Here is a 22,924-nt window from a genome sequence, read left to right as displayed (position 1 = left end):
CACGTGTTACTCACCCGTCCGCCGCTAATATCAGGGAGCAAGCTCCCTTCAATCCGCTCGACTTGCATGTATTAGGCACGCCGCCAGCGTTCGTCCTGAGCCAGGATCAAACTCTCCATAATACCGGCCGGCGATACGCAGCGCATTGCGTTGTCGATTTCACTCGTTCAGTCAGTCACGTACTGTAGTACGCTCCTTCCTTCTCTCGTTCATCTCCTAGCACTGCACTACGTCTCCCCAGCCGGAGATCCACTATATAATAGTAGATCTTAGAGAAACTTGAATAGCTCGAGTTTCTTGCTGGCATCATTTAAGATGTCAATTTTGAATCCGAAGATTCGATTTGTCTGTCCGCCGACGGGGTCGGCTTTAAGACTTTATTTGTTGACGTTTTGCTGTTCAGTTTTCAAGGTTCGTTTTGCGCTTCTTCAAAAGCGACTTCTCTAATTTATCATGGCTAACTCTCTGAGTCAAGCACTTTTTTAAATTACTTTTTCGCTGCTTGGTAACTAACTTGCCTCAGCGACGAATACTATAATAGCATGGGCTCTTTTCATATGTCAACACTAAAAACAAAAAAACTATCCAGAATTCTAATTACTCGCAAACGCCGTTACGTAGAACGGCGTTTGCGAGTAAAAGCGAAGCGTTACGAACACTTCATTATAGAAAAACGATAGTTATAGGTTATCCCGGTTTACACGGTATTCTCTATGGAATACATATTCATTTTTCGATTCACTTTCCACGATTTGAATAAAACCTTTCTCAATTAAAAACTCAACGAGGACTTCAAGGTTAATGGAATACATCTGTAATTCCTCATGTTCATGAAGCTCCTGGATCGTCCATACCTCTTTCGTCGACATGACGTCCATAATATGCCTTGCTCCGTCTAGTGTACGGTTATGGATGAAGAATTCACTTGCCAAGAATAGAAGTTCCAATCTTTTCTCTATCGGTTCCTCGCTCATGATCAATTCCTCATATAGTTTATAGATTGCTGGGTCGATCCTTTTGACTTGGGACCATACTGTCACTTCGGGGGACAATCCTTTTTCAATGACGGTGAGCCTTGCAAGATGATGAAGGGATTGAATTGCATGATGATACGCATCCATATAATTGTGTTGTTCAAAAAACATTTTCCCTTCCATATACACTCTTACTAATCTCGAGAGCTCGAGTCCCATCTTTATCTTCCGACCGTAAAAAGGAAATTCTTTCAGTTCATTTTTCAGTCGTTCAACAAATTCGTTGCGATCAAAGAAGATCTTTCCGTAGAAAAGCCAGTCTACCACTTTTCTTTTCGTGCCGAGCAGTAGCCATTTTCGCAATTGCTTTTCGCTAATGACATGCATTGCTGCTTTTCCAGTGCCGTCTGTGTAATGTTTTGTGTATATTGGCGTTTCTTCATTAGATGTAATGATTAACATGATTTCATCAAACGTGTCTGTTATCGGATCACCTGCTCCCCTTTTTTCAACGAGAATAACACCTAACGTTTCGGGCGAGCTTGCACGCTCCTGGTAAATCGGTCTTAACACCTGCTCCATTATGACACCTCCACCTATAATTTCTTCGACAGGGCTTTCTTAAAATCCTTCAATATAAAATCGTAAAATATGATGCAAATCGAATTTGTGCTATATTGATTGAGGAACGTTCAATTCTTTTAAAACGTTTCTCATTCGAGAACGATCATTCTAAGGAGGATTACTGATGAAACCTTATAAAAATAAAATTAACCGAATCCGGTCATTTGCTCTATCCCTCATTTTCATCGGGGTCGTCATTATGTATCTTGGCATATTCTTTAGAAATAATGAAATCATTATGTTGATCTTCATGGTTCTTGGACTTCTAGCCATTATCGGAAGTACGGTTGTTTACGCGTGGATCGGGACATTGTCGACAAGGGCTGTACAAATCGTCTGTCCGAATTGCGGCAAGCAGACGAAAATGCTCGGCCGTGTTGATATGTGCGGACATTGCAGAGAGCCGCTTACGTTGGATCCTTCGTTGGAAGGAAAAGAATTCGATGAGGCCTATAACCGTCCTGCAAGAAAAAAGGAGAAATCCGCAAATAAATAAGAAAACCGGTTCCGTCTTTCGACTTCGGAACCGGTTTTCTTATTTCGCTCTATTCGCGCCTGCAGCACAATCAGGACATGTTCCATATACTTCGAGACGGTGAGAATTGACTTCAAATCCCGTGACATGAGAAGCAAGATGCTCTACTTCCTCAAGTCCCGGATGATGGAAGTCGACGATCTTTCCACAGTTATCACAAATGATATGGTAATGATCATGTGTGACAAAATCGAAGCGGCTCGAAGAATCTCCATAAGTGAGTTCCTTGACAAGACCGGCATTCCGGAAAACACGTAGATTATTATATACGGTCGCAACACTCATATTTGGAAAGTCATCTTCTAGCGCTCTATATATTTCATCAGCTGTAGGATGTGTCTCGGAAGAAATGAGAAATTCTAAAATAGCATGCCTTTGCGGTGTAATCCGAACACCGCTTTCCTTCAATGTGACAAGCGCGTCTTTCAAGAATACTTCAGACATCGCCAACACTCCAATCCATAAAGATTACTTCTTTATAATCATTATAATTAGTTTACTGTGAAGGGGCATGTTTGTCAACTAAAGTGCTGTACTACAGGCGTATACAGACCTTTGATCAATACCCTTTCTCCGGGTCAACCAAGTTGGTCAAGTCCCTATTTCCATTTTGCCACTTCTCCAGATTTTGTGTAAAAAACTCGAGTGCTCTCTCAATATACTTCCCAGAATGGCTCGAGACATGCGGAGAAATAGTTACGTTCGATAAATTCCATAGCTCGCTTTCAGAAGGCAGTGGTTCTATTTCAAATACATCGAGGACAGCGTGGCCGATTTCACCGTTTTTCAAAGCATCTTTAAGGACGGTTTCCTTCACTAGATCGCCTCTGCCGAAATTCATGAAAATGGCGGTTTCTTTCATCGCCTTAAAATGGCCTTCCGTCAACAAGCCTTTCGTCTTAGGTGTGCTAGGCAATACGGAAATGACAATGTCAGCTTCCGGGAGCGTGCTAACGAGCTTGCCCATTTGGATCGTGTCATCCATAAATGGAGCCGGCTCGCCTGAATAATTGCAACCGATTGTCCGTACACCGAATGCTTGTAGCAACCGACCTATTTCCGATCCGATCGCCCCTGGCCCCAGGATGATTGCTGTTGACCCTCGCAATTCCGTTTGGCGCACTTTCGTATTCCATTCTTTTCTCTTTTGCTGCTCCGCTAATACAGGCAGCGCCCTTCCGAGTGACAGGATATAGGCAAGTGCCGTTTCCGCCATCGGTGTTTTATGGATGCCACGTACATTACTTATAATAATTCCCCTATCGGCAATTTCGGCAAGCGGCATCTTTTCCACCCCTGCAGAAGCGACCATTAACCATTGTAATGACGTTGCCTTTTCAAGTACATCTACACTAATATCTTCGCCATAGGTGGCGATAACTTCGAATTGATCTATTGGCTCTTCAGTAATCTTTTTATCGAAACTAAATTGGACTTCAGGAAAATCCGCCTTCAATTTCTTCATCTGTTCTTCTTTGATTCTGAAGGTGAACAATACGTTCATCTGATTTCCCCCTTACGCCTTCTTCGTCAATTGCTCCAATGTTGCAAGTGCTTCTTCAATATGGCCTTCCACTTTCACTTTCCGCCATTCCTTTACGACTGTCCCAGTAGGGTCGATTAAAAATGTGGAACGCTCGATTCCCATATATTCTTTGCCGAACATTTTCTTCAATTTCCAAACACCATATGCTTCTGCCGCTTCATGATTTTCATCCACTAACAATGAAAATGGCAATCCTTGCTTTTCGATGAACCGTCTATGTGAAGCCTCATTGTCGGGGCTGACACCTAAAATAACGGCGTTCAAGTCACTAAAGCTTTGAAACGCGTCCCTGAAATCACATGCCTGTGTCGTACAGCCCGGCGTCGCGTCTTTCGGATAAAAATAGAGGATGACGTACTTCTTCCCCTCAAAGTCACTTAATGAAACGATTTCCCCGTTTTCGTCCGGCAATGAAAATTGCGGAGCCTGCATTCCTTCTAACTTTTCCATATTGATCCCTCCAACTTTTTCTATATCCTAATCGTACCGGACAACCGATGCAGTTTCAATTTCTTTGGCGTATCTACTCAAGTTTGTTTAAAATAGAAGATGTACCGATTCGAACGGAGGAATTTAAAATGAACAGAACGAAGTCAGAACAAATCTACAAAGAAGCTTGCGAACATATCGTCGGAGGAGTGAACAGTCCTTCACGTGGTTATAAAGCTGTCGGCGGAGGGGCACCAACAGTGATGGAGCGTGCGGAAGGTGCTTATTTCTGGGATGTCGATGGCAATAAATATATCGATTACTTAGGTGCTTACGGTCCCATCATCACCGGGCACGCACATCCACATATTGCGGAGGCGATAACGAAGGCGGCAACAACCGGAGTGCTATATGGAACGCCGACACGCCATGAAGTGAAATTTGCTAAAATGCTAAAAGAAGCAATCCCTTCTATGGACAAAGTGCGTTTCGTCAACTCGGGGACCGAAGCGGTCATGACGACAATCCGGGTGGCACGGGCATTCACTGGAAGGACGAAAGTGATGAAGTTTGCTGGTTGTTACCACGGCCATTCCGATCTTGTGCTCGTTGCTGCAGGATCCGGTCCAGCAACGTTAGGAACTCCCGATTCAGCTGGCGTCCCGGCATCCATTGCACAAGAAGTGATCACAATCCCTTTCAATGATCCGCAAGCTTATAAAAATGCAATGGAAAAATGGGGAGACGAACTGGCATGTGTACTGGTTGAACCGATTGTCGGGAATTTCGGCATCGTTGAACCGAATGAAGGATTCCTTCCACTCGTCCATGAGCTTGCAAAGGAGAAAGGCGCACTTATCATTTATGATGAAGTGATTACAGCTTTCCGTTTCCATTACGGCAGTGCCCAAACATTAGTAGGAACGACTCCCGACTTGATTGCCTTCGGAAAAATCATCGGCGGCGGTTTGCCGATCGGTGCATACGGCGGGAAAAAAGAGATCATGGAAACAGTTGCCCCACTTGGCCCTGCTTACCAAGCAGGTACGATGGCTGGAAATCCGGCTTCCATGTTAGCTGGGATTGCTTGCCTCGAAGTTTTGCAACAACCGGGCATTTATGAGGAGATGGACCGCCTCGGAGCAATGCTGGAAGAAGGCATCCATCAATTGGCGGAAAAGCATGGCATCACGTTAACCATTAACCGTCTAGGCGGCGCGCTTACTATATTCTTTACGGATGTGAAAGTGGAGAACTATGAGCAAGCTGAACAGACAGACGGAGAGATCTTCGCCAAATTCTTTAAACTGATGCTCAAAAATGGCGTCAACCTTGCTCCTTCCAAATATGAAGCATGGTTCCTCACAATTGCGCATAAAGAGGAGGACATCATTCATACACTAGAGGCGGTTGATCGTTCCTTCGCAGAGCTAGCAGGCTAAAGAATTGTTGACGAGTTAGAAATCGTAAGGTAAAGTATCGGAAAATGCCTTATTCTCGTAAGTGCTATTTTTTAGAATACCTTTAGTAGAAAGGATAATCTTATGAAACTTGGTGCCCGCATTTTCAAGACGGGTATAGCGATTGTTGTCGCATTGTTTCTCGCAGAAATGCTCAGCTTGCCCAATCCGGTTTTTGCAGGCATAGCTGCCGTCTTTGCGATTCAACCTTCTATTTATAGATCATATTTGACTGTCATTGAGCAAATTCAAGGTAACTTGATCGGTGCCGTTACGGCCGTCATCTTTGTACTATTATTTGGACATCAAATTGTAATTGTCGGATTTGCTGCTGTTGTCATTATCTTGGTCATGCTGAAATTAGGCCTTGAAAAATCACTTTCATTAGCTTTAGTGACGATGATCGCTATCATGGAAATTAAAGGGGAAGCGTTCCTGTCCTTTGCGTCATTACGGTTTGTTACTATGGTCATCGGGGTGTTGTCCGCTTTTGCTGTCAACTTGCTATTCATGCCTCCCAAGTATGAAACGAAGCTTTTCCAGGCAATCCATCAAGCTCAGGATGATATTATCAGATGGATTCGGCTTGCAGGCAGGCAAGCTTCCGAACATGTCGCCACGAAGAAATCGTTAGTCAAATTGAAGGATCGACTTGCGAACGTCGATCAGCTCTATTCCCTCTATAGAGAGGAACGAAGCTACTTTAGGAAAACTACTCGATCGAAGGCAAGGAAGCTTGTTATCTACAGGCAGATGATTGCAACTTCAAAAAGTAGTTATGACGTACTTTCTCGGCTTCATAATTATGAAAATGATATGATCAATCTCCCGGAGCATTTCCGGATGATGATCCAAGAAAGGCTAGATGTATTACTCACGTATCACGAACAGATTCTTTTAAAATTTGTAGGGAAATTGAAAGCCGAGAAGATGAGAGAAAGTTTGAATGAGGAATTTATTCAGAGACATGAAGTAATGGACATTTTCGCAAAAGAAATTGCCATCACGAAAGAGGAAGAGGAATTTACGACTTATCATCTTCTCCATGTACTCTCTTCCTTGTTGAACTATGAAGAACAGCTCGAGCACCTAGACAGGCTAATTATCTCCAATCAACGCAGACACGGACACGAAGTCAGCGATGAAATGCAAGAGGAGTTTTAAGTAAATACAAAGAAGCCGAAACCCCTCCTTGGACAATAAACCAAGGAGGGTTTTTTCAGTTTTTCATTTTGGGGTCAAGCGCGTCTCGTAAGCCGTCCCCCATCAAGTTGAAGCCTAAAACCGTCAGCATGATGGAAATTCCAGGAAAGATCATCGTCCATGGGGCAGATTGCAAGTATGACTTCGAATCGGCGAGCATTTTTCCCCATTCAGGCTGCGGTGCCTGCGCCCCTAGTCCAAGGAAACCAAGTGCTGCCGCTTCAAGAATGGCAGTGGCAATGGCAAGCGTTCCTTGTACGATAACAGGTGCCATCGAATTCGGAAGGATATGTGAGAATAAAATTCGGGCATCCTTCATTCCGATTCCCTTTGCAGCCATAATGTATTCGTCTTCCTTAATGCTCAACACTTTCGAACGGATCAATCGACCGAAATTCGGCACATTGATAATCGCAATGGCAATCAAGGCATTTTCAAGTCCTGGCCCTAGCACGGAAACGATCGCAATTGCGAGCAGGATAGAAGGGAATGCGAGCATAATATCAAAAATACGTGAGATGATCGTGTCTGTCCATCGACCATAATAACCAGCTACAATCCCTAGGAAACTGCCGATGATGACCGAGGCGATGACGGATAAGAACCCAACTGAAAGCGATATTCTTGCCCCGTGGATAATACGCGACAGAATATCCCTGCCGAAATCATCTGTTCCGAGCCAGTACTCTGCTGAAGGCGGTTGAAGCCGGTCGGCAGCCATCTGTTCGTTGATTCCTTCTTTAGCAAACAAAGGACCGAAAAGGGCAAGTAGAATAAAAAAGAGAACGATGACCATTCCTACTACTGCTACTTTACTCTTCCTAAAACTGCGCCAAGCTTCCCGCCACGGGCCCATTGTCCTAGTGATCTCCGCTTCAACGATTCCATCCATCTTGGGCGTTAATTCAGACATTCCGCATCCCCCCTTCCTCAGTCATATTTAATCCTCGGATCGACCAAACTATAAAGCAAGTCGACGATTAGGTTGATCATGACAAAGATGAACGCAACAACGAGAATCCCGGATTGGATGACCGGATAATCACGGAAGTTGATCGCATCATATATATACCTCCCGATCCCCGGCCACGCAAAGATCGTCTCAGTCAAAATGGCACCGCCTAACAACATTCCTGTTTGCAAACCGATAATCGTCAACACTGGAATAACTGCATTTTTAAACGCATGCTTGTAAACGACCCAAAACATTTTCTGCCCCTTCGCCCGGGCTGTTCGAATGTAATCGGAGCGCATCACCTCGAGCATGCTTGAACGAGTCATCCTTGCGATGATTGCCATTGGAATCGTCGCAAGTGCGACACCCGGCAGGATGAGATGGCGAATCACTTGCCATAATTGGTCAAAGCGACCTTGAATGATCGTGTCGATAATATATAGATGAGTAATTGCATTGACCGGATCCCTCACCTGCTCCCTCCCCGTCGTAGGCAGCCAGTTGAATTCGATCGCAAATGCCCATTGCCCTAAAAGCCCTAGCCAAAAGATCGGCATGGAAACGCCTACGAGCGCTAAAATCATCGCTATGTAGTCAAACCATGAATTTTGGAACCATGCTGAAATGATGCCAGCGTTGACGCCTACGATAATCGCGATGACTATTGCAAAAAATGCAAGCTCCATCGTTGCAGCCAAATGAGGCCAAATCTCATCTGCAACCGGAAGCCGCGTGCGCATCGATTCCCCTAGATCACCTTGTAAAATCCCACCTACATATTTAAAGAATTGAATAAACCACGGCTGGTCCAACCCGAGTTTCGCGTTCATCACCGCTACCGCCTCAGCTGTCGCTTGCTGCCCTAAAATGACTTGGGCCGGGTTACCAGGAATCGCCCGGATCATCATGAATACAATGAAAACCATACCGAGAAGGACAGGTATGAGTTGCAATAATCTTCTGCCAACGTAGCTGAGCATCACTTTCACCTCACACAATTTATTCCGGCATACTTCACCCTTCCAAACAGACGCAATAGGAAAAGGGGGAAATCAAACGACTCCCCCTCCTGTTCAATGGAAAGTGAAAAGTGAATCGATCATTTGAATTCCACATTCGCTAACAAGTCTGAACCTGTCGGGTGCGGAACGAATCCAGTTAAATCTTTAGTTGCCGCAAGGAGTGGTGTGGAGTGGGCAATCGGTACCCATGGCGCTTCTTCATGAATGATTTCTTGTGCTTTCTTATAAAGCTCAATACGTTTATCCTCATCCACTTCTGTTTGCGCTTCGATTAACAGATCGTGCATTGCATCGTTTTTGAAATACGTATAGTTGTTGCTGCCGATATTATCCTCATCCAAAAGAACATAAATGAAGTTATCTGCATCTCCGTTATCTCCAGTCCAGCCAAGCATGAAAGCATCCGCCTCCCCTTTGCTTGCCTTGTCAAGATATGTCGGCCATTCATAGGACACGATTTTTGCTTTTATGCCAATATCCGCTAAATTGCTTTGGATGACTTCGGCGACTTTTGCCCCGTCTGGCATGTATGGACGCGGAACTGGCATTGCCCATAGTTCCATTTCAAAACCGTCCGGATAACCGGCTTTTGCTAATAACTCCTTCGCTTTGGCTGGATCATATTCATATCCTTTGATTTGATCGTTATAACCTGAAATGGATGGCGGCATTGGGTTTTTCGCGATATTCGCCCTTCCTTCGAAGAATGAATTAATGATTGTTTCCTTATCGATTGCGTAGTTCATCGCTTGGCGAACTTCTTTCTTATCGAAAGGAGGACGAGTCACTGTCAATCCTAGATAACCGATATTCATAGAAGGACGTTCAATCAATTGCAGATCGGCATTCCCTTCGATTTTTTCACCATCTGCAGGATTAATGCCATCCGCAAGATCGATTTCCCCGGCAATAAGTGCATTCAAACGCGCAGAGTTATCGGGTATCGAACGAAAGATAACTTTATCCAGTTTTGGCAATCCCTTTTTCCAATACCCATCAAATTTTTCAATCGTGATTGAATCATTCGCTTTCCATTCGACAAATTGGAATGGACCTGTACCGACAGGGTTCCTTGCGAATTGGTCGTCACCTTTTTCAAAAGCGGTCGGGCTTGCAATGGCAAACATGCTCATTGCAATATTTTTCAAGAATGGAGCTTGAGGCCGTTTCAGCTTGATGATGACTGTATAATCTCCGTCAGCTGTCACTGATTCAATTACATGGCCTTCATCCCCTTTAAAGCCACCGAACATGGAGTTGTAATATGGAAATCTATCCTCATCTCCGTTCGCCCATCGTTCAAAGTTCTTCACAACCGCATCCGCATTGAAATCTGTTCCATCATGGAATTTAACGCCTTCCTCCAATTTGAATGTATACGTCAAGCCGTCTTCCGTATTCCATTCTTTTGCAAGTCCCGGCTGAATTGTCGTATCTTGCTCGCCGAAATTCAACAATGTCTCGTATAGATTGACTGTCACCTTAAATGTTTCACCTTCCGTCACCCTCGACGGATCAAGTGATGTGGAGTCGCCGCCACGACCGAAAACTAATGTATCCTTCGAGCCGCTTCCACTGTTGCCACAGGCTGCGAGGACAGTAGATAGGACTAGCAATAGCAGTAACGCAGCTGACCACATTCTCTTTTTATTCATAGAGACCCCTCCAATTGTTTTATATCATTGTCGACCTCGCTCACATAAAGATGGCAGGCGACAGAATGACCGGTAGATTGTTCCACTAACTGCGGTGTAACTTTCATACAACTATCCATCCTGAATGGGCAACGCTTATGGAATGTGCACCCGGTTGGCGGATCAGCGGGATTGGGGATGTCTCCTTCTATGATGATCTGTTTCTTCTGAAAATCCGGATCCGGTACAGGAACGGCCGATAATAGCCCTTGCGTGTAAGGATGAAGAGGCTTTTCATAAAGCTGTTCACTGTCCGCAACTTCCACGATTTTCCCTAAATACATAACAGCGACTCGATCACTTATATGCCGGACGACCCCTAGATCATGTGCGATGAAAATATAAGTAAGATTGAACTCTTTTTGGAGGTCCTGCATTAAATTCAACACTTGCGCCTGGATAGACACGTCCAACGCGGAGACAGGCTCATCCGCGATAATCAGCTTGGGGTTCGTCATCAACGCGCGAGCAATGCCGATCCGTTGCCTTTGCCCGCCACTGAATTGATGAGGGTAACGTTTCGCATGATATTCGCTCAATCCGACAATTTCTAAAAACTCGCGAACTTTCTTCTTCCTCTCTTTCGCTTCCGTTACACCGTGGACAATGAGGGGTTCTTCCAAAATCTTGCCGATTGCATGCCTCGGATTTAATGATGCATACGGGTCTTGGAAAACCATTTGAATATGACGGCGTGTTTTTCTCATCTCTTCCTGGCTTAAAGACGTCAGATCTTTCCCATCGAACTCAATTATGCCGTCCGTAGGCTCTATTAAGCGCATGAGGACACGTCCTGTTGTCGATTTTCCGCACCCGCTTTCACCGACGATTCCAAGGGTTTCCCCTTCATGTACGTAAAACGAGATGTCATCGACTGCTTTTACATAGCCGGTTGTACTTCCAAACAACCCTTTTTTAATCGGGAAGTACTTTTTCAAATTGTTAACTTTCAATAAAGGCGTTTTGGTCATCCGACTTCACCTTTCCTTTGTGTATAGGAAACAACGTGTCTGATGACCATCCGCCGTTTCATAGAGCTCTGGGTTTTCTGTAAAGCATTGGTCAAATGCGAATTCGCAGCGAGCCGCAAACCTGCAACCGCTCGTTATGGAGCCAGGTTTCGGCACGTTCCCTGGAATGGAATGGAGTCGATCCTTTTTAATGCGCATATCCGGAACTGACTGGATCAGCCCTTTCGTGTACGGATGCTGCGGGTCGCTAAAAATGAATTTCGTCGGTGCCTCTTCAATGATTTGCCCTGCATACATGACAATGACCCGCTCGCAAGTTTCCGCGACAACTCCAAGATCATGGGTAATTAATAATATGGCCGTCCCGAATTGGGCATTCAAATCTTTCATCAGTTTTAAAATTTGCGCTTGAATTGTCACATCTAAAGCCGTCGTCGGTTCATCCGCTATTAGTATTTTAGGATTGCAGACGAGCGCCATCGCAATCATAACCCTTTGCCGCATGCCACCGGACAATTGGTGTGGATAGTCCTTCAGCAATGCATCAGGACGGGGCAGGCCGACAAGCTTTAACATCTCAATCGCTCGTACTTCCGCCTTCGTTTTTGACCAACCTTTTTCATGAATCAAAATCGCTTCAACCATCTGATTTCCGATCGTAAACAGCGGATTCAATGAAGTCATCGGCTCCTGAAAAATCATCGCGATGTCATTGCCACGAATATGCCTCATCTCTTTTTCCGATAGGTCGATTAAATTACGGCCGTTATATATAATTTCTCCACCTGCAATTCTCCCGGGTGGACTTGGCACAAGACCCATTATCGATAGGGAGGTTACACTTTTTCCGCAACCAGATTCCCCCACGATTCCTAAAATCTCGCCATCCTGGAGATGAAAATCGATATGATCAACTGCCGGAATTTTACCGGAATCTGTGAAAAAGGTAGTCTGCAAGTCTTTTACCTCGAGAATTTTATTCCTTTCATTCATCAGATCACCTTTTCGTTGTAAATGTTTTCTGAAACGTTGTGCTATATTCATTCTATTGCTGTGAAAAAGACAATATGAAATTTTCATGAGAATAGGTTTCTTTGCAAACAAAAAAAGCTACCCGAAACTTGGATAGCTTAAATGTTAAAGCGATTGAACTTGAAACAAATTGTAGTAAATGCCTTGTTGCGCCATGAGCTCATCATGGCTTCCAGCTTCCTTCAACTCTCCGTGATCAATGACAAAAATTTTGTCCGCGTGGGTGATCGTTGACAGCCGATGAGCGACAATCAGTGTTGTTCGATCACTGGCAAGACGTTCGAGGGAGTCCTGAATGAGCGCTTCACTTTCAAGATCCAAAGCGGATGTCGCTTCATCCAAAATGAGCAACGGTGGATTCTTCAAGAAAACCCGTGCAATCGCAATCCGCTGTTTCTGCCCACCCGATAATTTGACGCCTCGTTCCCCAACGGTCGTCTCATAACCTTCCGGCAACGATTCGATGAAATCATGTGCGTTTGCGGCTTTCGCTGCGGCAATTACTTCCTCATCGGTTGCATCTGGATTCCCCATCAAAATATTGCTTTTAACCGAGTCACTAAACAGGATGCTATCTTGAAGGACGAGACCGATTTGATCCCGTAACGATTTTATTTGAACATCTCGCAAATCGTACCCATCAATTCGGATGGAACCTTTCGTCACATCATAAAACCGCGGAATCAAACTAACGATTGTCGACTTTCCTCCTCCGCTCATGCCGACGAGAGCGACCGTCTCTCCAGGTTTAACTGTAAAATTGACATCCTTTAATACCGGCTCGTCTTCTTCCCCGTATGTAAAACCGACATGGTCGAACTGAATTTCGCCTTGGATCCGCGGCAACACTTTCGCTCCGTTTTTATCCTTAATGTCGTATGGCTCTTCCATTAGTTCAAAGACCCTGTCCATCGACGCAAACGATTGTGTCAAGGATGTTGAAGCATTGACCAATCGTCTTAGCGGATTGTAAAGACGGTCAATGTACGCGATGAAGGCGACCATCACTCCGACCGATAAAGACCCGTTAATGACTTGATAGCCTGCATAAGATATGACTAATAGCGGAGCGACATCGGTAATCGTATTGACGACTGCGAACGCTTTCGCATTCCATCTCGTATGATCAAGCGCCTTATCGAGGAAATTGCCGTTCGTCTCATCAAACCGCTTCTGTTCTTTATCCTCAAGGGCGAAACTTTTAATGATGCTAATTCCTGAGACCCTTTCATGCAAATAACTTTGCACATCCGCGAGTGCTTGCGAACGCTTCCTCGTTAAGGTACGCAGCTTTCCGAAGAAATGCTTCACGCTGTACGCGTAAAAAGGGAATGCTAGTAACGTTACGATTGTTAACGGAACGTCCATCGTAAGCATAATACACGTCGCAATGATGATTGTCGCCAAGTCGAGCCACACATTCATCAAACCGATCGTTACGAAGTTTTTCGTTTGTTCAACATCATTGATGACACGTGAGATCACCTCACCCGCCCGTGTATTTGAATAATAGCGCAGCCCAAGCTTTTGCAAATGAGCATACAAATTTTCACGAATATCATACAATATTTTATTACTTACGTATTGTGCAAAATATTGTCGATAATATTCAACAGGCGGCCTAATAATGAAAAACAGTAAAACGGTTCCCCCAAGCCATAGGAATAGCTGCTTTGTTTTTTCGGCATCGGTGAGTGTATCGGCTAGGATTATATCGTCGATGACAATTTTAATAAGGTACGGAATGAACAACGGAATTGCAAACTTGATAACACCAATGACAATTGTCAAGAAGATCTGCCAATTATACGGTTTTACAAACTGTAAATATCTCTTAATACTCTCTCCCATTTCCATCCTCCTTGCACAAATAAAAAGCCCAACTGCATATACGCAGGCAGGCTCTTACTGATCCTTTTTCTTTACCTGTTTGTGGAACTGATACCTGGAAGTCCACACTTCAATGAAGTCTGGTGCAAATGGGCCTTTGCGCTGTTTGATCCACATGAGCAACTTATCCAGATTACGCTTCAATATTTGATCGATCACTTCAGGATAATTCATCTTCTTTTTATGATCATCATATTCGTCTTCATCCAAGATCATATACGTCATATCTGGAAACACTTTCACATCTAGATCATAATCGATGTATTTCAATGATTGGTTGTCATAGACGAACGGGGAACTCATATTGACATAATAGTACACCCCATCTTCCCGAAGCATGCAAATGATATTGAACCAATGCTCGGCGTGGAAATAACATATGGACGGTTCTCTCGTCAGCCATGTCCTACCGTCCGCTTCGGTGACAAGTGTCCGTTCATTTGCACCGATCACAATATTGCGCGTCCCTTTCAATACAGTTGTTTCCTGCCAGACACGGTGGATATTGCCATCGTGTTTATAGCTATGTACTTGTATCGTGTCTCCTTCTCTCGGTATTGACATGTGTAAAACCACCTTTAAATTTCGAAAACCTCAATATTCGTACATTATACCAATTTGGCATACAAAATTGAAACGTTTACCCTCAAAAATTTCCACATAAAAAACCGGCAGCATTATGCTGCCGGCCGGTGATGTCATCCATTACTGAGACTGTTTTCCGAAACTTCCTGCTCTACCAGAAGCTTGAGCTTTGTTCATCTCAGCTTGCTGGTTTTGCTGGCGAACCTCGTTTACGTCCGTTTCAGATCCAAACTCCTCTTGCATTGGGTTCTGGTTTTGTTTACGAACCTGGTTTGCATTTGTTAACGAAGCTTGGGGGATTTGCTTTTTTGTCATGGATTTTCACCTCCGTAACCAATATGATGTTCAATCGAGGGTGAATTATTCTCTATTTTTTTTCAAAAAACGACTGATTTTTTCGCTTCGTCCCATATTTTCTGTACAGGTACTGCCTTCGGCAATGCTTCCACTTCTTCTGGTGTAAAGAAGCGAAAGCCTTCGGGTGCTTCCTGATCGGTTACGGCCATATATCCTGTGATATCCCATGTCAAATGAGAAAAGACATGTTTGAAATCGATCAATGACGTCAAAGATCCGATTGTGATTCCAACGTTGGCTTTTACAATTTCTTGAATGTCTCCCCCATCATTTTCTACATTCGGAAATTCCCACATATTTGCTAAAAGTCCTTTGGAAGGTCGTTGTGCCAATAACCATTTTCCTTCAGTATTTCGAATAGCAATCGAAAGAAGCGGAACTGTTTTCATCTTCATTTTTTTGGATTTTACGGGCAGTTCCTCTTGTCTGCCTTCGTGAAAAGCTGTGCAGAAATCACGAACCGGGCATAACAGACATCTCGGTCGAGGTGTGCAAATCGTCGCCCCGAGTTCCATTAAGCCTTGATTAAACGAGGAAGGATCTTCTTTGTCAATCAACTTCATAACGACTTCCTCGAATATTTTCCGTGTTCGCGGAATCGCAATATCTTCTTCGATTAATAAAATACGCGATAGCACTCGCATCACATTCCCGTCGACAGCATGCTCGGGAACACCGAAAGCGATGCTAAGTACGGCGCCTGCGGTGTATGGCCCGACGCCTTTCAACTTGGAAATGTCCTTGCGATTCGCAGGAATCCGGCTTTCATATTCCGTTACAACTTCTTTTACGCCTGCTTGCAAGTTCCGTGCACGCGAATAATAACCAAGTCCTTCCCACAATTTCAGAACATCTTCTTCCTTTGCACCCGCCAGATCGGCAAGTGTCGGAAATTTTTCGATAAAACGTTCATAATAAGGAATGACCGTTTCGACTCGTGTCTGTTGAAGCATCACTTCAGACACCCAAATATGATAAGGATTTGACGTCTTTCTCCACGGCAAATCCCGCTTTTCTTCCAAATACCATGTGATCAATGCTTTTCTGAAAGCATTTTCAAGTTTCTGATCAAAGAGCTGCATGAAGTCCTCCGTTTTGCATATGCTTTTCGTTAATGAAAATAGGGTATATACTAAGTAAAAGATTAATGATTGCGTCCTGTTGACGTTTCCTCGCCGTTTTTAAAGGCGTTGTAAAGGAGTGATTATTTGGATACTGGAACACATATTGTCATGGGCGCCGCCATTTGCGGTTTGACATTGGCGGATCCAGTCGTTGCCTCGGATTCAGTCACAATGACAGCAGTATTTATCGGTGTCGTCACCGGTTCATTGGTACCGGACGTGGATACTGTCCTTAAATTGAGGAATAATGCGGTTTATATACGAAACCATCGTGGAATTACCCATTCGGTGCCTGCGGTCCTGCTTTGGCCACTTGTCATCGCGATATTGCTGTCGTTCATCTTCCCAACCTCGGCGTTCTATCATGTATGGGCATGGACTTTTTTGGCGGTGTTTATTCATGTATTCGTCGATATCTTCAATGCGTATGGCACACAGGCACTACGGCCATTTTCGGATCGGTGGGTCGCCATCGGTGTTATTAATACGTTCGATCCAATCATTTTCGCTTTGCATATTATCGCAATTGCTGCATGGATGTTCGGTGCGGAGCCTGTCCTGACATTCACACTTTTGTACATTGTGATTTTCTTCTATTACTTGTTGCGATTTGCCGTAAAAGCGGCGGTGAAGAATGCTGTGCGCCATACAATTCCAGATGCTGATGATATTTTCATCGCTCCGACGATGCATTTCTTCCAGTGGAGAGTAGCCGCATCCAATTCGGAATGTCATTACGTGGGGCGGGCATACGGCCGTTCCGTCAATATATACGATAAGTTCAAACGAGAACCCATGCCCAAATCGCCTTATATCGACGCTGCGATGGAGGATAAGAATATCCAGGCTTTCGTCTCTTTTTCACCAATCTATCGCTGGTCCGTCTCCTATGTCGGGCATTTGTACGAAGTCCGTCTCATCGATTTGCGCTACCGGAGCAAAAGCTACTATCCATTCGTGGCCGTTGCGCATATTAATGAAGACATGGAAGTGATCAATTCGTATACGGGATGGATTTTTTCGGAGGACAAACTCCGAAAAAAACTGAATTTCATTCCCAACTCATAAGCAAAAGAGCAGGGCGCCCTGCTCATGCAAAAGCTTGCCTTTTCTGCTTAACGCGAATGGGCAAGCTTTCTCATTGGAATCACTTATTATTTTCCAGTCTTTACGGATTGCAGCATTGCAATGGGCAGTGCTTCTTCTGCCCGCTCCCCGCCTAACCGATATCCCCAAGCGAAACGGCCTTTCAAGTAATCCACATGGAAGAAGACGCCTTCATCCCCTTCGATTCTATAGATTTCTCCAGGAATGATTGTTGCCGGGTCGATCATGTAAGATTTCGCCATTAGTGCCTTCCGCTGATAGACCGCAAACTCATTGATGATGCCCAGTTGCTCCGCCTTTCGCGCTTTTTCCATCAGCCTGCCAATTTCCGCCCGTAGTTCATGTTCATTCATTTCGCTATATTTTTTAGTATCCATCTTCTTCGTTCTCCTTTTTTTCAATGAATCGGTCGATCTGGTCAATTGGAATCCCTTTTTGGTACATCGCCTGCTTCACGCGTTTCCTTAATTCATATCCGGAATACTTTGACTGATACCGACGCCATGCCTTCTCGCCAACCGTGCCGACGATTGACTCCCATTCATCTTCATCTCTGTCAAAATCTATTTCGTCCATAACTCTTCCAATTAATTCAAAGGAGAATCCTTTACGGGCAAGCGCATTCTGGATTTTTTGCTTCAATTGTGCCGGGGCGACAGAACGATTAGACCTTGCCGCCTTTTCAGCTAGTTTTTTTGCGACTGCGAATTGTTCTTCTTCTGAATAGTTTTCAAGCACTTGCTGTTGCAACTCCTTCTCGACCCCTTTTTTCTGCAGCTCTTGTTGAATCGCCTTTGGGCCTTTATTCGATGCGTTTTTCTGGGTTCGGAGGAGTGCTTCTGAAAATGCCTCGTCGTCAAGGAATCCAAGCCTTCTCAATTTGACGATCGCTTCGAGGACGACCGCCTCTCCGAATTCTAAGTCCAGTAGTTTCTTTTTCACTTCGAATTCGCTGCGCATTCGGAAGGATAAGTAATGAAGTGCGCGGTTGAATGCTTTTTCGATTTCGTCTTCGTAGGTGATTTCGTCCATCGACCATTCGTCAAGTTGCATTCCTTTCGTGAGCCCAAACTTGACGAGGACAGATTCATGGACGCTGAAAGCATATGTTTCATCTAGGAATATATTATAACGTTCGCTATCACGTTTTTGTTGTGTTATTTTCGTTATAACAGGCAATCTTTCGACCTCCCTTGCTATCTATAAGTATACATGTTCTGATGTTGGAGGTCAGCTGATGTGGTTCTAAATGGATTTCCGCTACAGGCGGACGCTTTCCGCGGGCACGGCTTCAGCCTCCTCACTACGCTTTGCTTCGTTGCGGGGTCTTCAGCTCGTGCTGTTCCCGCAGGAGTCGCCGCCTTCCGCTTCAATCCAAAGAGTATACAACCATATATTAAAATGGAGGTGAATCGGATATGAAAGTTGTAATAGCTGGTGGTACAGGTTTCATTGGCCAATCCATCACAGATTTACTAGAAAAGAACGGTCATGACATTATCATTCTTTCACGAAGTAAAAAGACTGACAGGGAAAATATAAAATATGTACTTTGGTTACAGGAGGGTACGTTGCCGGAGGATGAGATTGGCGAAGCGGATGTGTTTATTAATCTTGCGGGCGTTTCCATTAACGACGGTCGTTGGACGGCGGCTCATCAGCGACGGATTTACGATAGTAGAATGGAAGCGACTGATGAATTAATACGGATCATTGGAAAGCTTCATAAAAAGCCTTCTGTTTTCATCAACGCAAGCGCCATTGGAATATATCCTGCCTCGGAAACGGCAATTTACACGGAGGAATCTGCTGAAATTGCGACGGACTTGCTTGGCAGGACAGTAAGTGATTGGGAGAAAAAAGCGGCTAAGCTGAAAGACGATGGTATACGAACTGTATTTACCCGGTTCGGACTCGTTCTCGGGAAAGATGAGGGAGCTTTGTCGCTAATGGTCTTGCCGTATAGGATGTTTGTCGGTGGTAGAGTCGGCTCGGGACGGCAATGGGTTTCATGGGTACATGTGTTGGATGTTGCTAGGGCTGTTTTACACATTATTCAAGATCCTCAAATGGAAGGCGCTGTTAATGTCACCGCTCCGTTTCCTGTCAGGATGGATGATTTCGGGAAGATGATCAGTGCTACTTTGCATCGGCCGCATTGGTTTCCCGTCCCTTCTCCAATTATGAAGCTTGCTCTTGGCAAAAAGAGTTCTCTCGTACTGGAAGGACAGTACGTGACGCCTGAAAAGTTATTGGCAAGCGGCTTTGAATTCGACTATCCGGTTTTATCCTTAGCACTGGATAACCTTCTGTAAATGACGTATATTTCCTAACTATCCGCACATCCTTCTCAAAAAGGAGAGTGCTCTCTATGGTTGACCAACATGGCCCTGGGATACTCATGGCTGCCTTCATTATTGTTGTTGGCATTTTGTTCAATCCGTTTTCAGCGAAAGCTGAGGAATTTCATTGGGGTTTCAAAAAAGCTACCAATGGTGTCCCCCCAAACGCCGGGCCCGCATTGGAATCGATGCTTGAGAAACACGGTGCCATCTATAAAGGCAAACCTGATGAAAAAATAGCCTATTTGACTTTCGACAATGGATATGAAAACGGCTATACCGAAAAGATTTTAGACACGTTGAAAAAAGAAGAAGCTCCTGCAACATTTTTTCTAACCGGCCATTATTTGAAAAGCGCAGCCCCTCTTGTCCAACGAATGGTGAAAGACGGACATATCATCGGAAATCATTCCTATGGACATCCGAATTTGGCGAATCTATCGGAAGAAAGAATGGAAGAGGAATGGAAAAAGTTCGATCAGCTGCTCTATAAGACAGTAGGCGTTGAACGAACTATTTATACGAGACCGCCCGAAGGAATTTTCAACGATTCCGTTTTACGGAAAGGCAATGAGTTAGGGTATCGTCATATTTTTTGGTCCGTCGCTTTCATTGATTGGCATGCCAATAAACCACGCGGTCGGGACTATGCTTATAACGAGCTAATGAATCAACTTCACCCTGGAGCCGTCATCCTTATGCATACGGTATCGCCTGATAATGCTGCAGCCCTGCCTGATTTCATTCGTGACGCGAAAAAAGCGGGCTATGAGTTTCGATCGTTGGACGACCTCGTTCTTGAATATGAGAATGTTGATTCAATTTTGCGTTAAAACTGAAAGCATCCCTTACCAAAGGATGCTTTTTCTTTTTCTTATGCCGAAAAGGGAAATGATAAACAACAGACCAAACAAAATCGAAATGAGGAGAAAATAGCTGACGTTTTCAATGAATTCAAGGAAAAGGCCGCCAGCAAATGGTCCTGTTAGGCTTCCGATACTGAAAAAGATACCACATAATAAATTACCTGTCGGCAATAGATCCTTCGGCGTCAAATCGGACATGAACGAAATGCCGAGCGAGAATACCGACCCAACAAATAGCCCAGCGATGAAAACAGTCAGCATGACGAGGGGGACTGAATTCCCCATTAAGCTCGCTGCCCAAAAAGCGATGGCGCCTCCCCCATAGGTTATGGGGAGAATCACATGTCTGCCCATTTTATCTGAAAGCATGCCAAGCGGTAGCTGGGACGTGATGCCCCCTATTGAAAAAATAGCGAGGATCATTGAGACAGACGTAAGTTCCATCCCATTTCGCAATGCATACACCGGATACATTGCATTTAATGAAGATTCCAGGAATCCATAGCCGAACGGACCTAAAAAAGCGATCCATGCAATCGCAATTGTGCTTTTCGACCGTCTCATGAAACTTCCCGTCTCCACATTACCTTTCAACACATCAGGGTAACCGTTCTTCAACTTGAATACGAGCATCCATGCAGACATGCATAATAAGCCAGAGACGATGAATGGAAGCCCTTCAAAGATATTGACAAGCGGTACAAATAGTGGACCTGCAGCGAAGCCCAAGCTGAAAGACAAGCCGTAAATTGCAATATTCCTGCCTAATCGATGTTGCTTGGATGTACTTGTTATCCACGTTTGTGTCGAGAAATGGATCGCATGATCTCCAATACCGATTAAGAGACGTAAGATAAACCAGAAGATCACATTTTTCCAAAACGGGAATAGAAGCAATGACGTGAAAACGAGAATGCCGCCTAAGACGATGACTGGTTTATAGCCGTATTTACGTAACGGCGCTTCCATGAACGGAGACACTAGAAGTGTACCTATGTATAAGCCTGTTGCATTTAAGCCATTCAATGCACTCGAAATCCCATCTTGCTCGAAAATGGCCGAAATGAGCGGCAGTAACATCCCTTGAGAAAAACCTGAAATTGAAACGATGATCACTAAAATCCAAAACCGACGCTGTTCGGCCGTTGTTGAAAGAACCATAAACAATACGCTCCTTATTTCTACGGAATCGCCTTATTCCGCTATAACTAACACCTATTGTGAAAGTTATTCCCACTTAGGGAAGTTTCACCTTATAATAGTAGCACAAGGAGGATTGATTGGAATGAAATTCGAAATGACTGAAAACGGTTTTGAAACAGAGACATCATTCGGCAAATTGCAAATCTCCGCGAATGATGATTGCGGCTTCCGACCGTACCAACTCTTAGTTTCTTCCCTTGCCGTATGCAGTGGTGGTGTTCTCCGGAAGATCCTTGAAAGAAAAAGGCTGCCCGCGGACCATATTAGCATTGAAGTGAAGGAAGTTTATCGGAATGAAGAAATAGCGAACCGTGTAGAAAAGATTCATCTTCACTTCCTTATTAAGAGGGAAAAGATTGAGGATGTCCAAATGGACAAAATACTGGAGTTAACAAAAAAGAACTGTTCGATGCATCAATCCGTCATCGATTCCATCGAAATCATCGAAACATACGAATTCGTAAATTAACTGAGTGAATATGAATAGGCCCAGTCCATATCTGAAATCAGAATACGGCTGGGCCTTTACTTATGAATAGAACCTTCACTTTCATTCAGCATATAATTCGTAGGCGTGAAACGGCACGGCCGTTAAACGTTCACGGATCCCCTCCTTTTCTAAAGGAATTGATTCGTCTCTACACTACGACTACGGCCTCCTTTTCATTTTGATTATTTGTAGTATAGCACGATAATTATCTATTGTAAACATTTTGTTAAGTTTAATTTCCGTTATTTTTCTGTAATCTCACCCTGCATTGAAATAAAATTGCGAATCGTATACGATTACATTGATGAAAAGAGGTGTACTTTTTGGATAAAGAGCAAAGCAATCGTCATGTGGATGATTTGAAAAAACGTCTCCATCAATTTTTGGAGAAGCTCGAATCGATTGAGCCTGAAACAACCGACCTCAATGAAATCGATCAGCTGATTAGCTTGGTCGATGAATTGGAAAACCAAATGAATAAGATAAAAAAAGATCAATGATTCACTAGGGGGAAA

24 protein-coding genes and 1 rRNA gene are annotated in these 22,924 nt (G+C 44.2%); 8 read left to right on the top strand and 17 right to left on the bottom strand.

Going from position 1 to position 22,924, the window contains the following annotated elements:
• Positions 1–122: ribosomal RNA gene (locus tag MHZ92_RS16930) — 16S ribosomal RNA — on the bottom strand; the annotation flags it as partial.
• A gap of 558 nt (positions 123–680) precedes the next feature.
• Positions 681–1,556 carry a nucleotidyltransferase-like protein gene (locus tag MHZ92_RS16925; RefSeq protein WP_239432884.1) on the bottom strand — a complete coding sequence of 292 codons (876 nt, stop codon included), beginning with the start codon at positions 1,554–1,556 and terminating at the stop codon, positions 681–683.
• A gap of 166 nt (positions 1,557–1,722) precedes the next feature.
• Here MHZ92_RS16925 and MHZ92_RS16920 point away from each other — a divergent pair, with 166 nt between their 5' ends.
• Positions 1,723–2,094, top strand: coding sequence for a YgzB family protein (locus tag MHZ92_RS16920; protein WP_239432883.1), 372 nt, complete (start codon positions 1,723–1,725; stop codon positions 2,092–2,094).
• 39 nt (positions 2,095–2,133) lie between these two features.
• On the opposite strand, the gene perR is transcribed toward MHZ92_RS16920, so the two are convergent.
• From perR to bcp, 3 genes are all read right to left on the bottom strand, one after another.
• A complete protein-coding gene (gene perR / locus MHZ92_RS16915) occupies positions 2,134–2,577 on the bottom strand; it encodes a peroxide-responsive transcriptional repressor PerR (protein WP_239432882.1) in 444 nt (147 codons plus the stop codon).
• Positions 2,578–2,692: 115 nt separating this feature from the next.
• On the bottom strand, positions 2,693–3,637 hold the full coding sequence (locus tag MHZ92_RS16910; RefSeq protein WP_239432881.1) for a D-2-hydroxyacid dehydrogenase: 945 nt from the start codon (positions 3,635–3,637) through the stop codon (positions 2,693–2,695).
• 12 nt (positions 3,638–3,649) lie between these two features.
• Positions 3,650–4,129, bottom strand: coding sequence for a thioredoxin-dependent thiol peroxidase (gene bcp, locus MHZ92_RS16905; RefSeq protein ID WP_239432880.1), 480 nt, complete (start codon positions 4,127–4,129; stop codon positions 3,650–3,652).
• Positions 4,130–4,257: 128 nt separating this feature from the next.
• On the opposite strand from bcp, the gene MHZ92_RS16900 reads away from it, so the two are divergent.
• Positions 4,258–5,550: a glutamate-1-semialdehyde 2,1-aminomutase gene (locus MHZ92_RS16900; protein ID WP_239432879.1), complete on the top strand. Its 1,293-nt coding sequence runs from the start codon at positions 4,258–4,260 to the stop codon at positions 5,548–5,550.
• Between the two features lie 102 nt (positions 5,551–5,652).
• Positions 5,653–6,732: an FUSC family protein gene (locus MHZ92_RS16895; RefSeq protein ID WP_239432878.1), complete on the top strand. Its 1,080-nt coding sequence runs from the start codon at positions 5,653–5,655 to the stop codon at positions 6,730–6,732.
• A gap of 55 nt (positions 6,733–6,787) precedes the next feature.
• Here MHZ92_RS16895 and nikC read toward each other — a convergent pair whose 3' ends face one another.
• The 9 genes from nikC to mutY all read right to left on the bottom strand — a co-directional run bounded on the left by nikC (position 6,788) and on the right by mutY (position 16,359).
• On the bottom strand, positions 6,788–7,684 hold the full coding sequence (nikC, locus tag MHZ92_RS16890) for a nickel transporter permease (RefSeq protein WP_239432877.1): 897 nt from the start codon (positions 7,682–7,684) through the stop codon (positions 6,788–6,790).
• 17 nt (positions 7,685–7,701) lie between these two features.
• A complete protein-coding gene (locus tag MHZ92_RS16885) occupies positions 7,702–8,706 on the bottom strand; it encodes an ABC transporter permease (protein ID WP_239432892.1) in 1,005 nt (334 codons plus the stop codon).
• A 119-nt stretch (positions 8,707–8,825) separates the two neighbouring features.
• Entirely contained in the window at positions 8,826–10,403 is a 1,578-nt protein-coding gene (locus MHZ92_RS16880) for an ABC transporter substrate-binding protein (protein ID WP_239432876.1), read from the bottom strand.
• Complete coding sequence (locus tag MHZ92_RS16875; RefSeq protein ID WP_239432875.1) at positions 10,400–11,413, bottom strand: ABC transporter ATP-binding protein; 1,014 nt, start codon at positions 11,411–11,413, stop codon at positions 10,400–10,402. The genes MHZ92_RS16880 and MHZ92_RS16875 overlap by 4 nt, the downstream gene beginning before the upstream one ends.
• A gap of 6 nt (positions 11,414–11,419) precedes the next feature.
• Entirely contained in the window at positions 11,420–12,406 is a 987-nt protein-coding gene (locus tag MHZ92_RS16870; protein WP_239432891.1) for an ABC transporter ATP-binding protein, read from the bottom strand.
• 144 nt (positions 12,407–12,550) lie between these two features.
• On the bottom strand, positions 12,551–14,296 hold the full coding sequence (locus MHZ92_RS16865; RefSeq protein ID WP_239432874.1) for an ABC transporter ATP-binding protein: 1,746 nt from the start codon (positions 14,294–14,296) through the stop codon (positions 12,551–12,553).
• Between the two features lie 54 nt (positions 14,297–14,350).
• On the bottom strand, positions 14,351–14,899 hold the full coding sequence (ntdP, locus tag MHZ92_RS16860) for a nucleoside tri-diphosphate phosphatase (protein ID WP_239432873.1): 549 nt from the start codon (positions 14,897–14,899) through the stop codon (positions 14,351–14,353).
• A gap of 141 nt (positions 14,900–15,040) precedes the next feature.
• Positions 15,041–15,235, bottom strand: a complete 195-nt coding sequence (locus MHZ92_RS16855; RefSeq protein ID WP_239432872.1) for a gamma-type small acid-soluble spore protein — start codon at positions 15,233–15,235, stop codon at positions 15,041–15,043.
• Between the two features lie 62 nt (positions 15,236–15,297).
• Positions 15,298–16,359: an A/G-specific adenine glycosylase gene (mutY, locus tag MHZ92_RS16850; RefSeq protein ID WP_239432871.1), complete on the bottom strand. Its 1,062-nt coding sequence runs from the start codon at positions 16,357–16,359 to the stop codon at positions 15,298–15,300.
• A 126-nt stretch (positions 16,360–16,485) separates the two neighbouring features.
• Between mutY and MHZ92_RS16845 the strand changes: the two genes are divergently transcribed.
• Positions 16,486–17,469, top strand: a complete 984-nt coding sequence (locus MHZ92_RS16845) for a metal-dependent hydrolase (RefSeq protein ID WP_239432870.1) — start codon at positions 16,486–16,488, stop codon at positions 17,467–17,469.
• 86 nt (positions 17,470–17,555) lie between these two features.
• On the opposite strand, the gene MHZ92_RS16840 is transcribed toward MHZ92_RS16845, so the two are convergent.
• Together MHZ92_RS16840 and recX are read right to left on the bottom strand one after the other, a co-directional pair.
• Positions 17,556–17,885: a YfhH family protein gene (locus MHZ92_RS16840; RefSeq protein WP_239432869.1), complete on the bottom strand. Its 330-nt coding sequence runs from the start codon at positions 17,883–17,885 to the stop codon at positions 17,556–17,558.
• Complete coding sequence (gene recX / locus MHZ92_RS16835; RefSeq protein WP_239432868.1) at positions 17,875–18,687, bottom strand: recombination regulator RecX; 813 nt, start codon at positions 18,685–18,687, stop codon at positions 17,875–17,877. Before recX ends, MHZ92_RS16840 begins: the two co-directional genes overlap by 11 nt.
• Positions 18,688–18,926: 239 nt before the next feature.
• Between recX and MHZ92_RS16830 the strand changes: the two genes are divergently transcribed.
• Positions 18,927–19,823 carry a TIGR01777 family oxidoreductase gene (locus MHZ92_RS16830; protein WP_239432867.1) on the top strand — a complete coding sequence of 299 codons (897 nt, stop codon included), beginning with the start codon at positions 18,927–18,929 and terminating at the stop codon, positions 19,821–19,823.
• Positions 19,824–19,879: 56 nt separating this feature from the next.
• On the top strand, positions 19,880–20,683 hold the full coding sequence (locus MHZ92_RS16825) for a polysaccharide deacetylase family protein (RefSeq protein WP_239432866.1): 804 nt from the start codon (positions 19,880–19,882) through the stop codon (positions 20,681–20,683).
• Positions 20,684–20,698: 15 nt separating this feature from the next.
• On the opposite strand, the gene MHZ92_RS16820 is transcribed toward MHZ92_RS16825, so the two are convergent.
• On the bottom strand, positions 20,699–21,877 hold the full coding sequence (locus MHZ92_RS16820; protein WP_239432865.1) for an MFS transporter: 1,179 nt from the start codon (positions 21,875–21,877) through the stop codon (positions 20,699–20,701).
• Positions 21,878–22,001: 124 nt separating this feature from the next.
• On the opposite strand from MHZ92_RS16820, the gene MHZ92_RS16815 reads away from it, so the two are divergent.
• Both MHZ92_RS16815 and MHZ92_RS16810 read left to right on the top strand, forming a co-directional pair.
• On the top strand, positions 22,002–22,388 hold the full coding sequence (locus MHZ92_RS16815; protein ID WP_239432864.1) for an OsmC family protein: 387 nt from the start codon (positions 22,002–22,004) through the stop codon (positions 22,386–22,388).
• 344 nt (positions 22,389–22,732) lie between these two features.
• Positions 22,733–22,909, top strand: coding sequence for an SE1561 family protein (locus MHZ92_RS16810; RefSeq protein ID WP_239432863.1), 177 nt, complete (start codon positions 22,733–22,735; stop codon positions 22,907–22,909).
• Positions 22,910–22,924: the final 15 nt, after the last annotated feature.

The sequence above is a fragment of the Sporosarcina sp. ACRSL genome (assembly GCF_022346605.1).
GTDB lineage: Bacteria > Bacillota > Bacilli > Bacillales_A > Planococcaceae > Sporosarcina.
This window is presented reverse-complemented; position numbering and strand designations above follow the sequence as displayed.

Excerpts from the sequence above, each read along its gene's own strand:
- MHZ92_RS16895 (WP_239432878.1), top strand. The coding sequence starts at position 5,653 with ATGAAACTTGGTGCCCGCATTTTCAAGACGGGTATAGCGATTGTTGTC.
- MHZ92_RS16815 (WP_239432864.1), top strand. The coding sequence starts at position 22,002 with ATGAAATTCGAAATGACTGAAAACGGTTTTGAAACAGAGACATCATTC.
- perR (WP_239432882.1), bottom strand. The coding sequence starts at position 2,577 with ATGTCTGAAGTATTCTTGAAAGACGCGCTTGTCACATTGAAGGAAAGC.
- nikC (WP_239432877.1), bottom strand. The coding sequence starts at position 7,684 with ATGTCTGAATTAACGCCCAAGATGGATGGAATCGTTGAAGCGGAGATC.
- MHZ92_RS16830 (WP_239432867.1), top strand. The coding sequence starts at position 18,927 with ATGAAAGTTGTAATAGCTGGTGGTACAGGTTTCATTGGCCAATCCATC.
- MHZ92_RS16880 (WP_239432876.1), bottom strand. The coding sequence starts at position 10,403 with ATGAATAAAAAGAGAATGTGGTCAGCTGCGTTACTGCTATTGCTAGTC.
- MHZ92_RS16870 (WP_239432891.1), bottom strand. The coding sequence starts at position 12,406 with ATGAATGAAAGGAATAAAATTCTCGAGGTAAAAGACTTGCAGACTACC.
- MHZ92_RS16900 (WP_239432879.1), top strand. The coding sequence starts at position 4,258 with ATGAACAGAACGAAGTCAGAACAAATCTACAAAGAAGCTTGCGAACAT.
- MHZ92_RS16925 (WP_239432884.1), bottom strand. The coding sequence starts at position 1,556 with ATGGAGCAGGTGTTAAGACCGATTTACCAGGAGCGTGCAAGCTCGCCC.
- MHZ92_RS16875 (WP_239432875.1), bottom strand. The coding sequence starts at position 11,413 with ATGACCAAAACGCCTTTATTGAAAGTTAACAATTTGAAAAAGTACTTC.
- mutY (WP_239432871.1), bottom strand. The coding sequence starts at position 16,359 with ATGCAGCTCTTTGATCAGAAACTTGAAAATGCTTTCAGAAAAGCATTG.
- MHZ92_RS16920 (WP_239432883.1), top strand. The coding sequence starts at position 1,723 with ATGAAACCTTATAAAAATAAAATTAACCGAATCCGGTCATTTGCTCTA.
- ntdP (WP_239432873.1), bottom strand. The coding sequence starts at position 14,899 with ATGTCAATACCGAGAGAAGGAGACACGATACAAGTACATAGCTATAAA.
- MHZ92_RS16840 (WP_239432869.1), bottom strand. The coding sequence starts at position 17,885 with ATGGATACTAAAAAATATAGCGAAATGAATGAACATGAACTACGGGCG.
- bcp (WP_239432880.1), bottom strand. The coding sequence starts at position 4,129 with ATGGAAAAGTTAGAAGGAATGCAGGCTCCGCAATTTTCATTGCCGGAC.
- MHZ92_RS16885 (WP_239432892.1), bottom strand. The coding sequence starts at position 8,706 with ATGCTCAGCTACGTTGGCAGAAGATTATTGCAACTCATACCTGTCCTT.
- MHZ92_RS16820 (WP_239432865.1), bottom strand. The coding sequence starts at position 21,877 with ATGGTTCTTTCAACAACGGCCGAACAGCGTCGGTTTTGGATTTTAGTG.
- MHZ92_RS16855 (WP_239432872.1), bottom strand. The coding sequence starts at position 15,235 with ATGACAAAAAAGCAAATCCCCCAAGCTTCGTTAACAAATGCAAACCAG.
- MHZ92_RS16910 (WP_239432881.1), bottom strand. The coding sequence starts at position 3,637 with ATGAACGTATTGTTCACCTTCAGAATCAAAGAAGAACAGATGAAGAAA.
- MHZ92_RS16865 (WP_239432874.1), bottom strand. The coding sequence starts at position 14,296 with ATGGGAGAGAGTATTAAGAGATATTTACAGTTTGTAAAACCGTATAAT.
- MHZ92_RS16825 (WP_239432866.1), top strand. The coding sequence starts at position 19,880 with ATGGTTGACCAACATGGCCCTGGGATACTCATGGCTGCCTTCATTATT.